Below are 12,767 nucleotides of genomic sequence, written 5' to 3'. Positions count from 1 at the left end.
TTTTCGCCTTGCCTGTCGTTAAGAGGCCAGCGACAACGCAGGTTTTTTCGCGTGGTGGGCCAGCCATTCGCCTACGCGGGCGCGCTGCTCTTCGTTCAGCCACATGCCCGTTTTAGTCCGGCGCCACAGGGCATCGTCCTGTTCGCGCACCCACTCATTTTCCACCTGATAACGCAGTTCGGCTTCATAAAAGTGGTGACCAAACAGCTCGCCTAAATCTTCCAGGCTTTTCGCTTCGCCCAGCAGCTTTTCGGTACTGCTGCCGTAGGTGCGGGCGTAGTGGCGCGCCATGCCTTCGGTAATGAAGGGGTAGCGGCGGCGCAGGCTGGCGGCATAGTCTTCACGCGTACCGGCGATGTCTCCGCCCGGTAGAACGCAGGTTTTGGTCCAGGCCGGACCGGCTTTCGGATAGTATTTAGCCAGCTTTTCCATCGCCGCTTCAGCCAGCTTACGGTAAGTGGTGAGCTTGCCGCCAAAGACGGACAGCAGCGGAGCCTGGCCGTTATCATCATGCACGTCAAGGGTGTAATCACGGGTGATCGCCTGCGGTGAATCGGACTCGTCATCACACAGCGGTCGTACGCCGGAATAAGACCAGACGATATCCTCTTTGCCGAGCGACTTTTTAAAGTGGTTGTTAAACACGTTCAGCAGGTATTCCGTCTCGTTATCGTCGATATGGACGTTTTTCGGATCGCCTTTATACTCCACGTCAGTGGTGCCGATAATGGAAAACTCGTCCATCCACGGGATCACAAAGACAATACGGTGGTCTTCGTTTTGCAGGATGTAAGCCTGTTTCTGCGTATGAACGCGTGGCACCACGATATGGCTACCTTTAATCAGGCGGATACCGTAAGGCGACTTCAGCTTCAGGCTATCGTCAAACAGCTGTTTTACCCACGGACCCGCCGCGTTCACCAGGCCTTTAGCACGCCAGGTAAAGGTTTTGCCGCTGTCGATGTCTTCGGCTTCCACCATCCACAGGCCATTTTCACGCCAGGCGCGGGTCACCTTAGTGCGCGTACGCACCTCGCCGCCGCGTTTCTCAACTTCCTGTGCGTTGAGCACCACTAGGCGCGCATCGTCAACCCAGCAGTCGGAATATTCGAAACCGCGCACGATTTCAGACTTTAACACCGAGTCTGAGCCAAAACGCAAACTTTTACTGCCCGGCAGGCTGGTGCGTTTGCCAAGGTGATCATACATAAACAGGCCGATGCGGATCATCCATGCCGGACGCAGATGCGGGCGGTGCGGCAGACGAAAGCGCATTGGGAAAGCAATGTGAGGGGCCATCTTCAGCAGCACCTCACGCTCGGCCAACGCTTCGCTGACCAGGCGGAATTCGTAGTGTTCCAGGTAGCGCAGGCCGCCGTGGATCAATTTTGAACTGGCGGAAGAGGTCGCGCAGGCCAGGTCTTGCGCTTCCAGCATCAGCACAGACAGGCCGCGTCCTGCAGCATCTGCTGCAATACCAGCGCCGTTGATGCCGCCGCCGATTACGATCAAGTCTTTGGTTTCCACGTCATCTCCTCCGATGTTCGGAATAGTTCTTTAATGTTCGTTTTCGAGCATTATAATAATCGTAATCGCACATCGACGCCAGCCTTAACCGAATAAAAACATTTATGCGTGATGTAGGTAACATAATTGAGCAAAGAAAAGCCGATTAACCTCGCAACTTCTCGGGTTATTCCAGGCTGCCTTCGCGTTACAATGACGCTTATTTGTCTCACTTTGAGAGAACCCACCATGGAACAATTTGAGTGCATCAGCGTGCATCAGGCCCAGGCGCAGCTTAGCGACCACGGCGCGCAGCTGGTTGATATCCGCGATCCGCAAAGCTATGCCTCCGCTCACGCCAGCGGAGCGTTTCACCTGAGCAACGACTCGCTGCACAGCTTTATTGCCCGGTCGGATTTTGCTACGCCGGTGCTGGTAATGTGCTATCACGGCAACAGCAGCAAAAGTGCCGCACAGTATCTTCTTAGCCAGGGTTTTGAGCAGGTCTACAGCATTGATGGTGGCTTTGAAGCCTGGCGCACGGTGTTTCCCCAGCAGGTCGATGCCGCTACGCTTTAACCACGCCACTGAAACAGTGCGGTATACTGTTCTTTCGTGATAATTAACAGGGATTTTCAACGGCTATGATGCGCATCACCGAATTCTCCAATCCCCGCATGGCGCAGGCCTTCGTGGACTATATGGCTACCCGCGGCGTCACGCTGCGCGTGGAGCATGATAATCACTACACGGTCTGGCTGGATGATGATTCGAAAGTGAATCTGGTCGAAAACGAACTTAGTCAGTTTATCCGCGATCCTAACCATCCTCGCTATCAGGCGGCCAGCTGGCACTCTGGCACCACCTCCAGCGGCATCCATTATCAGGGCTCATCGCTGATGACCAATATTCTCCAGCGCGCGGGGCCGCTGACGCTGAGCGTGATGGTGGTGTGCATTCTGGTCTATATCCTGATGCAGGTGATGGGCGACCAGGTGGTAATGAGCTGGCTGGCATGGCCCGGTGAGGACCAGCATTTCCAACTGTGGCGCTGGTTTACCCACGCGCTGCTGCACTTCTCCCTTCTGCATATCACCTTTAACCTGATGTGGTGGTGGTACCTGGGCGGGGCGGTGGAAAAACGCCTGGGCAGCGGCAAGCTGTTTGTCATTCTGCTGATTTCTGCGCTGCTCAGTGGCTGGATGCAGTCAAAATACAGCGGCATGATGTTTGGCGGACTGTCAGGTGCGGTCTACGCCCTGATGGGGTATTCGTGGCTCAGAGGCGAGCGCGACCCGGAGAGCGGTATCTTCCTTGAACGTGGGCTGATGGCCTTTGCGGTAGTCTGGCTGGTGGTGGGCTATATGGGCTGGTTCGGCCTGTCTATCGCTAACGCAGCCCACGTCACCGGCCTGCTGGTCGGTCTGGCAATGGCCTTCGTCGATACCAGACGGATAAAAAAATCCTAGTGCAATAATCCGCAGGGACGCCCGGACAGGAGAGTTTTGTGAAGCAAACACAGCGTCATGACGCCATTATTGAGCTGGTGCGTCGTCAGGGATATGTCAGTACAGAAGAGCTGGTGGATCATTTTACCGTCAGCCCGCAAACCATTCGTCGCGATCTGAACGAGTTGGCTGAACAGAATAAAATTCAGCGCCACCACGGCGGTGCCGCGCTGCCGTCCAGCTCGGAAAATACCGCCTGGCAGGATCGTAAAATGATGTGGTCGGCGGAAAAGGCCCGCATTGCTCAGCGCGTAGCCAGCCAGATCCCTGACGGGGCCTCGCTGTTTATCGACATCGGCACCACGCCGGAAGCGGTGGCCCACGCGCTGTTGAATCACGCCAACCTGCGGGTGGTGACCAACAATCTCAACGTGGCGATGCTGCTGATGTCGAAACCCGATTTCAGCCTGATCGTCGCCGGGGGAGAGGTCAGGACGCGTGATGGCGGGATCATGGGCGAAGCCACGCTGGACTATATCTCGCAGTTCCGCCTGGACTACGGCATTTTGGGCATCAGCGGCATCGATATGGATGGCTCGCTGCTGGACTTCGACTACCACGAAGTGCGCACCAAGCGGGCTATTATCGAAAATTCACGCTGTGTGATGCTGGTCGCGGACCACTCGAAGTTCGGTCGCAATGCGATGGTGAACCTCGGCAATATGAGCCTGATCGACTACCTCTTTACCGATGAAATACCGCCGCCTGGCGTGATGAAAACCATCGAGCAGCACGAAGTCCATCTGGAACTGTGCTGAACCGCACGACGGCCTGAAGCGGCAGGGACGCCGCGACCTTTCTTCTTTTGTTTCAAGTTTATCTTTGCCTTCGGTGAGCTTTTTTTTCTGTTCCGGTCTTAACTGTAAGAGTCGTTAGCCCCTTTGCACTTTGCCCTTTTTCCCTTTTAAGAAGGAAGCGGTATGTCGCAACAGAAATTTAATCAGGCCCGATTTGACGCCGCGCTGACGCGTCAGTGGCAGCACCTCGGTTTAGCTTCAGCCAGTGAAATGACGCCTCATCAGTGGTGGCAAGCCCTCAGCGGCGCGCTGGCCGAAATGCTGGCCGTGCTGCCGGTGGCGAAACCTGCGAAGAAACAGCGCCATGTGAACTATATCTCGATGGAATTTTTGATCGGCAGGCTGACCGGTAACAACCTGCTGAACCTGGGCTGGTATGACGAGGTGAAAGCGAGCCTGGCTAAGTACCAGTGCGACCTGAGCGAGTTGCTGGAGGAAGAGGTCGATCCCGCGCTGGGCAACGGAGGATTGGGGCGACTGGCGGCCTGCTACCTGGATTCAATGGCTACCGTTGGGCAACCGGCTATCGGCTACGGGCTGAACTACCAGTACGGCCTGTTCCGTCAGTCCTTTGACGATGGGCAGCAGCACGAAGCGCCGGATGACTGGCACCGCAGCCGCTATCCGTGGTTCCGCCATAATGCCGCGCTGGATGTGGAGGTCGGCCTGAGTGGCAGGGTGGTTAAAAACGGCAGCGGCTTCCGCTGGGAGCCTGCGGTTACGCTGCGCGGCGAGGCCTGGGATCTTCCCGTTACCGGCTACCGCAACGGCGTGACCCAGCCGCTAAGGCTCTGGCAGGCCAGCCACCGCCATCCTTTCGATTTGACCCTGTTTAACGACGGCAAGTTTCTAAAGGCGGAGCAGCAGGGGATTGATGCGGATAAACTGACGAAAGTGCTCTATCCCAATGATAATCATCAGGATGGTAAGCGGCTACGCCTGATGCAGCAGTACTTCCAGTGCGCCTGCTCGGTGGCCGATATTTTGCGTCGTCACCATCTCGCCGGGCGAAAAATTACCGAACTTGCTGAATACGAAGTCATCCAGCTTAACGATACCCATCCCACCCTCGCCATTCCGGAGATGCTGCGCGTTCTGCTCGACGAGCATCAGCTGGGCTGGGACGAGGCCTGGGCCATCACCAGTAAAACCTTCGCTTACACCAACCATACGCTGATGCCGGAAGCGCTGGAACGCTGGGATCAGCGGCTGTTTCGCGCTCTGCTGCCGCGTCACTTTATGATTGTGAATGAGATTAATAAGCGCTTTAAAAAAGTGGTGGATCGGCACTGGCCGGGGGATGAGGCGAAGTGGGAAAAGCTGGCGGTGCTTTACGACCATCAGCTGCGGATGGCGAATCTCTGCGTGGTCGGCGGCTTTGCGGTCAACGGCGTGGCGGCGCTGCACTCTGAGCTGGTGGTCAAGGATCTGTTCCCGGAATATCACCAGCTGTGGCCGAATAAATTCCATAACGTCACCAACGGCATCACTCCGCGCCGCTGGCTGAAGCAGTGTAATCCTGCGCTGGCCGGGCTGATTGATGAAACGCTGAAGGTGGAATGGGCTAACCATCTTGACCAGCTAAAAGGGCTGGAACCGTTTGCCGATAACAAAGCCTTTCGCAAGCGCTACCGCCAGATCAAGCATGATAACAAGGTCCGGCTGGCCGACTATATCAGGCAGTTGACCGGGATAGAGGTTAACCCGAAGGCGCTGTTCGATGTGCAAATCAAGCGTCTGCACGAATACAAGCGCCAGCACCTGGGGCTACTGCATATTCTGCACTGCTATAAAACGCTGCGCGATCATCCCAATAAGGACGTTATTCCGCGAGTGTTTCTGTTTGGCGCCAAGGCGGCTCCGGGCTACTACCTTGCGAAAAATATCATCTATGCCATCAACAAGGTGGCCGAAAAAATTAACAACGATCCGCTGGTCGGCGACAGGCTGAAAGTGGTGTTTATTCCCGACTACCGGATTACCGCGGCTGAGCTGATGATCCCGGCGGCGGATCTGTCAGAACAAATTTCCACCGCGGGTTACGAGGCTTCCGGCACGGGCAACATGAAGCTGGCGCTGAACGGCGCATTGACCATCGGCACCCTTGACGGGGCCAACGTAGAGATAGCTGAACAGGTTGGCGAGGAGAACATCTTTATTTTCGGCCACTCTGTTGATGAGGTGAAGGCGCTGAAAGCCGGAGGTTATTCACCGCAAAAGCTGCGCAAAAAGGATAAGCACCTCGACGGCCTGCTGAAAGAGCTGGAAAAAGGCTTCTTCAGCGACGGCGACAAGCACGCCTTTGACCTGATGCTCAGCAGCCTGGGGAAAGGGGGCGATCCCTGGCTGGTGCTGGCGGACTTCGCCAGCTATATCGAAGCCCAAAAGCGGGTGGAGACGCTGTGGCGCGATAGCGAGGGCTGGACCCGCGCCGCCATTTTGAATACGGCCCGCACCGGCCTCTTCAGTTCGGATCGGTCGATCCGCGATTATCAGCAGCGAATCTGGCAGGCGAAGCGCTAAGGAGCCGCGATGGACAGAAAGGCGTTCGAGCTGGCTGCTGCTGCGGCCGGGATTGCGACGAAATATATTAATGCCAGAGGCGAACCGGAAGAGATTAGCCTTGAAATCCGCCAGCGCCTGCTGGCGGCCATGTCGGAACAGCGTAAGGCGAAGCCCGACCCGCTGCCGCCCTGTAAAGTTTTTATCCGCAAGCGTTCGCTGCGGCTCGACGTGGCGGGAAAAGGGGAATATCAGTGGCGGCTGACGACGGAAAACGGCCGCGAATATGCGGGATCCGTCAGCGCCGGAGAGGCGATTCAACTGCCCGTAAACCTCGCTTTGGGTTATCACCAGCTACAGCTCAGCCAGCGGAAAAAGCAGTGGCAGTGCCGGGTGATTGTCGCCCCGAAACGCTGCTATGAACCTCTCAAACTGCTGGAGGGAAAAAAGCTGTGGGGTGCCTGCGTTCAGCTCTACACCGTACGTTCAGAGCAGAACTGGGGCATGGGGGACTTTGGCGATTTAAAGCGCCTGCTGACCGGAGTAGCCGATCGTGGCGGGGCCTTTGTCGGCCTGAATCCGATTCATGCGCTCTATCCTGCCAGCCCTGAAAAGGCCAGCCCTTACAGCCCCTCGTCGCGACGCTGGCTGAACGTGATGTATATCGACGTGGCTGCCGTGCCGGATTTTCAGCACGGCAAGGCTGCCCAGCGCTGGTGGCAACAGAAAAGTACCCAAAAACGGCTGGCGAAGGCCCGCAGCAGCGACTGGGTTGATTATGCGCTGGTTGGCGAGCTGAAGATCGGCGGGCTGCGTCATGCGTGGCAAGCCTTCTGTGGGCGGAAAAATGACGATGCTGACCGCGTCCACTTTGAGGAATTTATCGTAGGGGGCGGCGACAGCCTTTACTGGCAGGCGGCCTATGATGCGCTGCACGGCATTATGCTGGCGGATAATCCCGACCGCTGGGGCTGGCCCGTCTGGCCGAAAACGTTGCGGCAGGCCCACGCCGAAGAGGTGAAGCAGTTTTGTCAGCAACAGCAGCAGGAAATTCGCTTTTGGCTGTGGCTACAGTGGCTTGCCAGCCAGCAGTTTGACGAATGCTGGCAGCTCAGTCAGCAGCGCGGAATGCCGATAGGGCTGTACCGCGATCTGGCGGTTGGCGTGGCGGAAGGCGGAGCTGAAACCTGGAGCGACCGCGAACTTTATTGCCTTGGGGCCTCGGTGGGCGCCCCGCCGGATATTCTCGGACCGCTCGGACAAAACTGGGGGCTGCCGCCGATGGACCCGCACGTAATGACCGCAAGGGGGTATCAGCCATTTATCGACCTGCTGCGGGCCAATATGGCCAGCTGCGGCGCGCTGCGAATCGATCATGTGATGTCGATGCTGCGCCTGTGGTGGATACCCTATGGCGAAACGGCCAATTACGGCGCCTATGTTTATTATCCCGTGGAAGATTTGCTGGCGATCCTCGCGCTGGAAAGCCAGCGAAATCAGTGCATGGTGATTGGGGAGGATCTGGGAACCGTGCCGCAGGAAATTGTCGCGCTGCTGCGTAATGGCGGCATTTACTCGTGGAAAGTGCTGTACTTCGAGCAGGACAATATCGACCAGTATCGTTCGCCGGCAGCCTGGCCGCGTCAGTCAATGGCAAGCGCCACGACCCACGACTTACCCACGCTGCGAGGCTTCTGGAATGCCGGAGATCTGGCGCTGGGCGAGCGGCTTGGGCTTTACCCGGACAAGGTTGTGCTGCACAAACTGTATCAGGATCGCGCCAGGCAGAAGCAGGCTTTGCTGAACGCGCTGCATCAGTATGGCTGCCTGCCCAAAAGCAGCGGCAAAAAGGCCAGCCTGATGAAAATGACCCCGGAACTCAACCGGGGGATGCAGCGTTTTATCGCCGACAGCAGCAGCGCCTTGCTGGGACTACAGCTGGAGGACTGGCTGGATATGGAAAAACCGGTCAACGTGCCGGGCACCACCGATCAATATCCCAACTGGCGGCGCAAATTAAGCATGACGCTGGAAGCGATGTTTGCGGATCGGCGGATAAACCGACTGATAAAAAATATTCATCAGCGCCGCCGCCGCAAAAGGTGATCAGTAGAAGGAGTGTTCGCCGCGCTGATGCTCGGTCAGATCGCGCACGCCTTTCAGCTCGGGGAAGGTGGTCAGCAGCTCTTTTTCGATGCCTTCTTTCAGCGTGACATCGACCATTGAACAGCCGTTACAGCCGCCGCCGAACTGCAGGATGGCAAAGCCGTCATCGGTGATTTCCATCAGGGAAACCTTGCCGCCGTGGCTGGCAAGCTGCGGGTTGATGGTCGCCTGCAGCTGATATTCAACGCGTTCAATCAGCGGCGCATCGTCGCTGACCTTACGCATTTTAGCGTTCGGCGCTTTTAGCGTCAGCTGGGAGCCCAGATTATCGGTGACGAAATCAATTTCCGCTTCTTCCAGATAAGGGGCGCTCAGTTCATCAACAAAAGCGGACAGCTTCTCAAATTTCAGCTCAGTATCGCTGGCTTCTACCGCATCGGGTGGGCAGTAAGACACGCCGCATTCGGCCGTTGGCGTACCCGGATTGATAACGAATACGCGAATTTGTGTGCCATCTTCCTGTTTTGACAGCAGTTTTGCGAAGTGCTCTTGCGCAGCATCAGTAATAAGGATCATGGCTATTGCTCAACAGTAAGTACAATTAATTAACGATATTACGCCCATCGCCGACGCTCTACAAGGTTCGGCACAGGCTCCAAACCTGCACGCTGGCCGCGCCTGCGGCCAGCAAAATGCGGCTGATTTCCTCCACCGTATTGCCGGTGGTAACCACATCGTCCGTCAGGGCGATATGCAGTCTTTGCACCGCAATTTCAACCCTGAACGCCCCCCGCACATTTTTGCGGCGGTTGCTGGCCTCAAGCCGGTGCTGTATCCGGGTCTTTCTTCGCCGGGAGAGGCCTCCGGCGACATAGCGGCAGTTCAGCCAGCGGGCGAGATGATGGTTGATCTCATCCATCTGATTATAGCCTCGTCGCCAGGCGCGCGTTTTATGTAAGGGTACACACAGCAGCAGGTCCGGTCTGAGCAGGTTGTGCTTCTGCCGGGCGGACAGCCAGCTCAGTAAAAGTAGCCTGGCCAGCATTGCCGAGAGGACGGTAGCCTGAAAAAATTTAAGCTGCTTAACCCAATGGCTGACGGGCGGGCGCCAGGCGCTGACCACGATCATCCGCTGCCAGCTCGGAGGTTTTAGCAGGCAGCGCCCGCACTCGGTCCGGCAGCTTGCCGCCGGAAGTCCGCAACGGGGGCAGCAGACAGGCAGCGAGGGCAGGTGACGCAGGCAATAGCTGCAAATTCCATGATGGGACAGCGCCAGCGGCATCTGGCATAGCCAACAGGCGGTGGGCATTGGTAGCATAGCGGCCTCCACGGCAAAAACAGGACAATAACGGATGACACAGCTTTACTGGCAGACAATTGGCACCGGCGATCGCCATCTTGTGATGCTGCACGGATGGGGACTGAATGCCGGTGTCTGGCAAAGCGTTGTCGATCGGCTCAGCCCGCATTTCTGTCTGCACCTCGTCGACCTGCCGGGCTACGGCCGCAGCCGGGGATTTGTGCCGATGAGCCTCGGGGAGATGGTGGAAACTCTGCTGCCGCAGGCTCCTGAAAAGGCCGTCTGGCTGGGATGGTCGTTAGGAGGGCTTGTCGCCAGTACCGTGGCGCTACGTCACCCTGAGCGCGTCAGCGGCCTGATTAGCGTTGCCTCATCGCCATGTTTCGCCGCCGGGGACGCATGGCCTGGCATTAAGCCCCAGACGCTGAGCGGCTTTCAGCAGCAGTTAAGTGAAGACTTTCAACGCACCGTTGAGCGCTTTCTTGCCCTACAGACGCTGGGAACTGACAGCGCCCGGCAGGATGCGCGCCTGTTAAAAAGCGTGGTGCTTGCTCTGCCATCGCCGGAGGTTGAGGTGCTTAACGCCGGACTGGAAATGCTGCGTACGGTCGATCTGCGCGAGGAGATGAAGATGCTGACGCTGCCGCTGCTGCGGATTTACGGCGCGCTGGACGGTCTGGTGCCGCGTAAAATAGCGCCTTTGCTTGACGCCGAGTGGCCCGCCAGCGAGGCGGTCGTTATTGAAAAAGCGGCACATGCGCCGTTCATTTCCCACCCGGAGGTTTTCTGCCAGCAATTAATTGATTTCGACTTAAAAATAACCTCATAAATTTTTCCGGGAAACTGGCGGATTATTTATTACGGGTAATAATTACAGAGGTAAGCAGGATTGCTTACCTGTTACCTCTGAGCTGTCCAGGGAGCGGGCCATTTTCCCTCCCTGCATTCTCATCAAGCGATTGCTTATTCCTAACAATTATTCAGGAGTGTCTTTGATGAAATTAATTAAAACTATGGTAATTGGCCTGCTGGCAGGTTCGGTTTCTTTTGCCGCGCTGGCCGCAAAAGAAGTGACCAAAGAAGAAGTTGATAACCTGAAGCTGGAAAAAATTGGCACGGTAAGCACTACGGCGGAAACGACTTCCCCGATGGATGCTAAAAAAGAGCTGTCCGCCAAGGCTGACGAGAAGGGAGGGAAATACTTCCTGGTCATCGCCGGACGCGAGCACGGCAAATTCAGCGCTACGGCTGATGTTTATAAGTAATTGACGTAATAATCAGGCAGGGATAACTCTGCCTGTAATAAGTCTATCCGGTTCAGCTTTTCAGCCACATATAAGACCACGGCGTCAGCGTCAGCGGCCTTTCTCCTTCAAAAATTCGATCGGTAATAATATCGCGATAGCGTCGGGTATCCGGCAGCGTATAGGGTATTTCCCGGCTGCTGAGGTTATAAATACACAGCAGCGTCTGATGATCTTCTTCCGACCAGCGGTAGATGGCGAACAGCGCATTATCTCCCTCCAGCACCTGCATCGGATTATTCGGATGAAAAGCCGCCTGGCGGGTTCGCAGCTGAATCAACCGTGAGAGCGAATGATACACCTGATAGCGCAGCGAATGGCTGTCGCCCAGCTCGGCCTCTATCTGGCGGAGGGGGTATTTTTGTCGGTTAATTGCCCGGTTGTACCCCGCCGTTTTCACCCCTTCCGTGTCGTTACGCGATCCGAGGATGCTTTGAATATAAACGGCTGGCACGCCTGGAAACGCCAGCAGCAACGCGTGCGCCAGCATAAATCGCTGTAGACGGGTCGCGTCGTCATCCTCTTTTTTATTCAGCGCATCCATATAGGTCACGTTGATTTCATAAGGGCTGGTGGTGCCATCGGGATTATTTTTATAAGAGACCAGAGCGCCTTCGATCGCCAAATCTCTCACCAGCGAGACGATCTCGGTTTCCGGCAGTATTCCCCGCAGCGGGTTGAGGCCGATCCCGTCATGAGAGGCAAGGAAGTTGAACCAGGTGGTAGTGCCGCCGGACGCGTCCAGCGAGGCCGCCCACTGCTTCAGCGCGCGTGCGGAACCGTTGTGAATGGCGTGCAGGACCAGCGGCGGCAGCGAAAACTGATAGACCATCTGCGCCTCATCCTGGCCGTTGCCGAGATAGCTGATATTATCTTTATGCGGGACGTTGGTTTCGGTGATGATTACCGTTCCCGGCGCGACGACATTGGCAATGGCGCGGAAAAGTTTAACCAGAAGATGGGTTTTCTCAAGATGGATGCATGAGGTGCCGGGGGTTTTCCACATATAGCCCACGGCATCCAGCCGGACGTAATCGGCCCCTTTCGTCAGATAATCCAGCAGCACGTTGACCATGCTCAGCAAGACTTCCGGGTTGGCAAAGTTGAGATCGATTTGATCGGCGCTGAAGGTGGTCCAGATAAAGCGCGTTTCGCCGTTGGCCATCTCAAACGGCGTTAGCAGAGGTGAGGTGCGCGGGCGCGTCACCGCGCTCAGGTCGGTGGTGGGCGGCATACTGATAAAAAAGTCATCCCAGCCGGGGTCCTGCGCCAGATAGTGCCTGAACCACGCGCTGTGTGCCGACATATGATTGCAGACGAAATCAAACATCAGTCTGGTGTGCCGGTGCAATTCCGCCACGTCCGACCATTCTCCACAAATTCCGTTGACCTGGTGGTAATCAATCACCGAAAAACCGTCGTCGGAGGACCAGGGGAAAAAGGGCAGCAGATGGACAAGATTAAAGCTGGACTGCAAATGCTGCTGGTAGAAGCGTGAAAGGGTTTGCAGCGTGGGCGTTTCTGGTTCGCTGAACTGATCGGCATAGGCGATCAGCACCACGTCCTGTTCATCCCAGTGGGCTTTGCGCTGATGATTCAGGCCGTTACGCGCCTGGCGAATAGCCTCCGCCAGCTTTTCCCGACAGGCGAGGGGAAAAGCGCCGTCATAAATTTTATCGAGTAAGGGAGTAATGTTATCCATTGTGATGCAGTGAGCCGCCGCATTTTTACACAGCACGATAGT

The 12,767-nt window shown here is 56.4% G+C and carries 11 protein-coding genes; 7 read left to right on the top strand and 4 right to left on the bottom strand.

Annotated features, from left to right (window positions below):
- Positions 1-18 precede the first annotated feature (18 nt).
- Positions 19-1,527, bottom strand: coding sequence for a glycerol-3-phosphate dehydrogenase (gene glpD, locus NG99_RS17425; protein ID WP_034895640.1), 1,509 nt, complete (start codon positions 1,525-1,527; stop codon positions 19-21).
- Positions 1,528-1,755: 228 nt separating this feature from the next.
- Between glpD and glpE the strand changes: the two genes are divergently transcribed.
- The 5 genes from glpE to malQ all read left to right on the top strand — a co-directional run bounded on the left by glpE (position 1,756) and on the right by malQ (position 8,419).
- Positions 1,756-2,085, top strand: coding sequence for a thiosulfate sulfurtransferase GlpE (glpE, locus tag NG99_RS17420; protein WP_034895639.1), 330 nt, complete (start codon positions 1,756-1,758; stop codon positions 2,083-2,085).
- Between the two features lie 68 nt (positions 2,086-2,153).
- Positions 2,154-2,975, top strand: coding sequence for a rhomboid family intramembrane serine protease GlpG (glpG, locus tag NG99_RS17415; RefSeq protein ID WP_034895761.1), 822 nt, complete (start codon positions 2,154-2,156; stop codon positions 2,973-2,975).
- Between the two features lie 38 nt (positions 2,976-3,013).
- A complete protein-coding gene (locus NG99_RS17410; protein ID WP_034895637.1) occupies positions 3,014-3,772 on the top strand; it encodes a DeoR/GlpR family transcriptional regulator in 759 nt (252 codons plus the stop codon).
- Between the two features lie 162 nt (positions 3,773-3,934).
- Positions 3,935-6,334: a maltodextrin phosphorylase gene (gene malP, locus NG99_RS17405; RefSeq protein ID WP_034895635.1), complete on the top strand. Its 2,400-nt coding sequence runs from the start codon at positions 3,935-3,937 to the stop codon at positions 6,332-6,334.
- A 9-nt stretch (positions 6,335-6,343) separates the two neighbouring features.
- On the top strand, positions 6,344-8,419 hold the full coding sequence (gene malQ / locus NG99_RS17400; protein WP_034895633.1) for a 4-alpha-glucanotransferase: 2,076 nt from the start codon (positions 6,344-6,346) through the stop codon (positions 8,417-8,419).
- On the opposite strand, the gene nfuA is transcribed toward malQ, so the two are convergent.
- Positions 8,420-8,995, bottom strand: a complete 576-nt coding sequence (nfuA, locus tag NG99_RS17395; RefSeq protein WP_034895631.1) for a Fe-S biogenesis protein NfuA — start codon at positions 8,993-8,995, stop codon at positions 8,420-8,422.
- 58 nt (positions 8,996-9,053) lie between these two features.
- Positions 9,054-9,737, bottom strand: coding sequence for a DNA utilization protein GntX (gene gntX, locus NG99_RS17390; protein ID WP_034895630.1), 684 nt, complete (start codon positions 9,735-9,737; stop codon positions 9,054-9,056).
- 34 nt (positions 9,738-9,771) lie between these two features.
- Here gntX and bioH point away from each other — a divergent pair, with 34 nt between their 5' ends.
- Entirely contained in the window at positions 9,772-10,548 is a 777-nt protein-coding gene (gene bioH, locus NG99_RS17385) for a pimeloyl-ACP methyl ester esterase BioH (protein ID WP_034895629.1), read from the top strand.
- A gap of 166 nt (positions 10,549-10,714) precedes the next feature.
- Entirely contained in the window at positions 10,715-10,984 is a 270-nt protein-coding gene (locus tag NG99_RS17380; protein WP_034895628.1) for a YdgH/BhsA/McbA family protein, read from the top strand.
- Between the two features lie 52 nt (positions 10,985-11,036).
- On the opposite strand, the gene NG99_RS17375 is transcribed toward NG99_RS17380, so the two are convergent.
- Positions 11,037-12,725, bottom strand: a complete 1,689-nt coding sequence (locus tag NG99_RS17375) for a sugar phosphorylase (RefSeq protein ID WP_034895758.1) — start codon at positions 12,723-12,725, stop codon at positions 11,037-11,039.
- Between the last annotated feature and the right edge of the window lie 42 nt (positions 12,726-12,767).

Origin of the sequence: Erwinia typographi, from assembly GCF_000773975.1 — a bacterium.
Classification (GTDB): Bacteria; Pseudomonadota; Gammaproteobacteria; order Enterobacterales; family Enterobacteriaceae; genus Erwinia; species Erwinia typographi.
Note: the sequence above shows the minus strand (reverse complement) of the source record. Positions and strands in the feature narration are given on the sequence as shown.

Bases quoted from the DNA above. Each gene is read 5' to 3' on its own strand.
- glpE (WP_034895639.1), top strand. From the start codon at position 1,756: ATGGAACAATTTGAGTGCATCAGCGTGCATCAGGCCCAGGCGCAGCTT.
- NG99_RS17375 (WP_034895758.1), bottom strand. From the start codon at position 12,725: ATGGATAACATTACTCCCTTACTCGATAAAATTTATGACGGCGCTTTT.
- NG99_RS17380 (WP_034895628.1), top strand. From the start codon at position 10,715: ATGAAATTAATTAAAACTATGGTAATTGGCCTGCTGGCAGGTTCGGTT.
- gntX (WP_034895630.1), bottom strand. From the start codon at position 9,737: ATGCTACCAATGCCCACCGCCTGTTGGCTATGCCAGATGCCGCTGGCG.
- glpG (WP_034895761.1), top strand. From the start codon at position 2,154: ATGCGCATCACCGAATTCTCCAATCCCCGCATGGCGCAGGCCTTCGTG.
- nfuA (WP_034895631.1), bottom strand. From the start codon at position 8,995: ATGATCCTTATTACTGATGCTGCGCAAGAGCACTTCGCAAAACTGCTG.
- malQ (WP_034895633.1), top strand. From the start codon at position 6,344: ATGGACAGAAAGGCGTTCGAGCTGGCTGCTGCTGCGGCCGGGATTGCG.
- malP (WP_034895635.1), top strand. From the start codon at position 3,935: ATGTCGCAACAGAAATTTAATCAGGCCCGATTTGACGCCGCGCTGACG.
- bioH (WP_034895629.1), top strand. From the start codon at position 9,772: ATGACACAGCTTTACTGGCAGACAATTGGCACCGGCGATCGCCATCTT.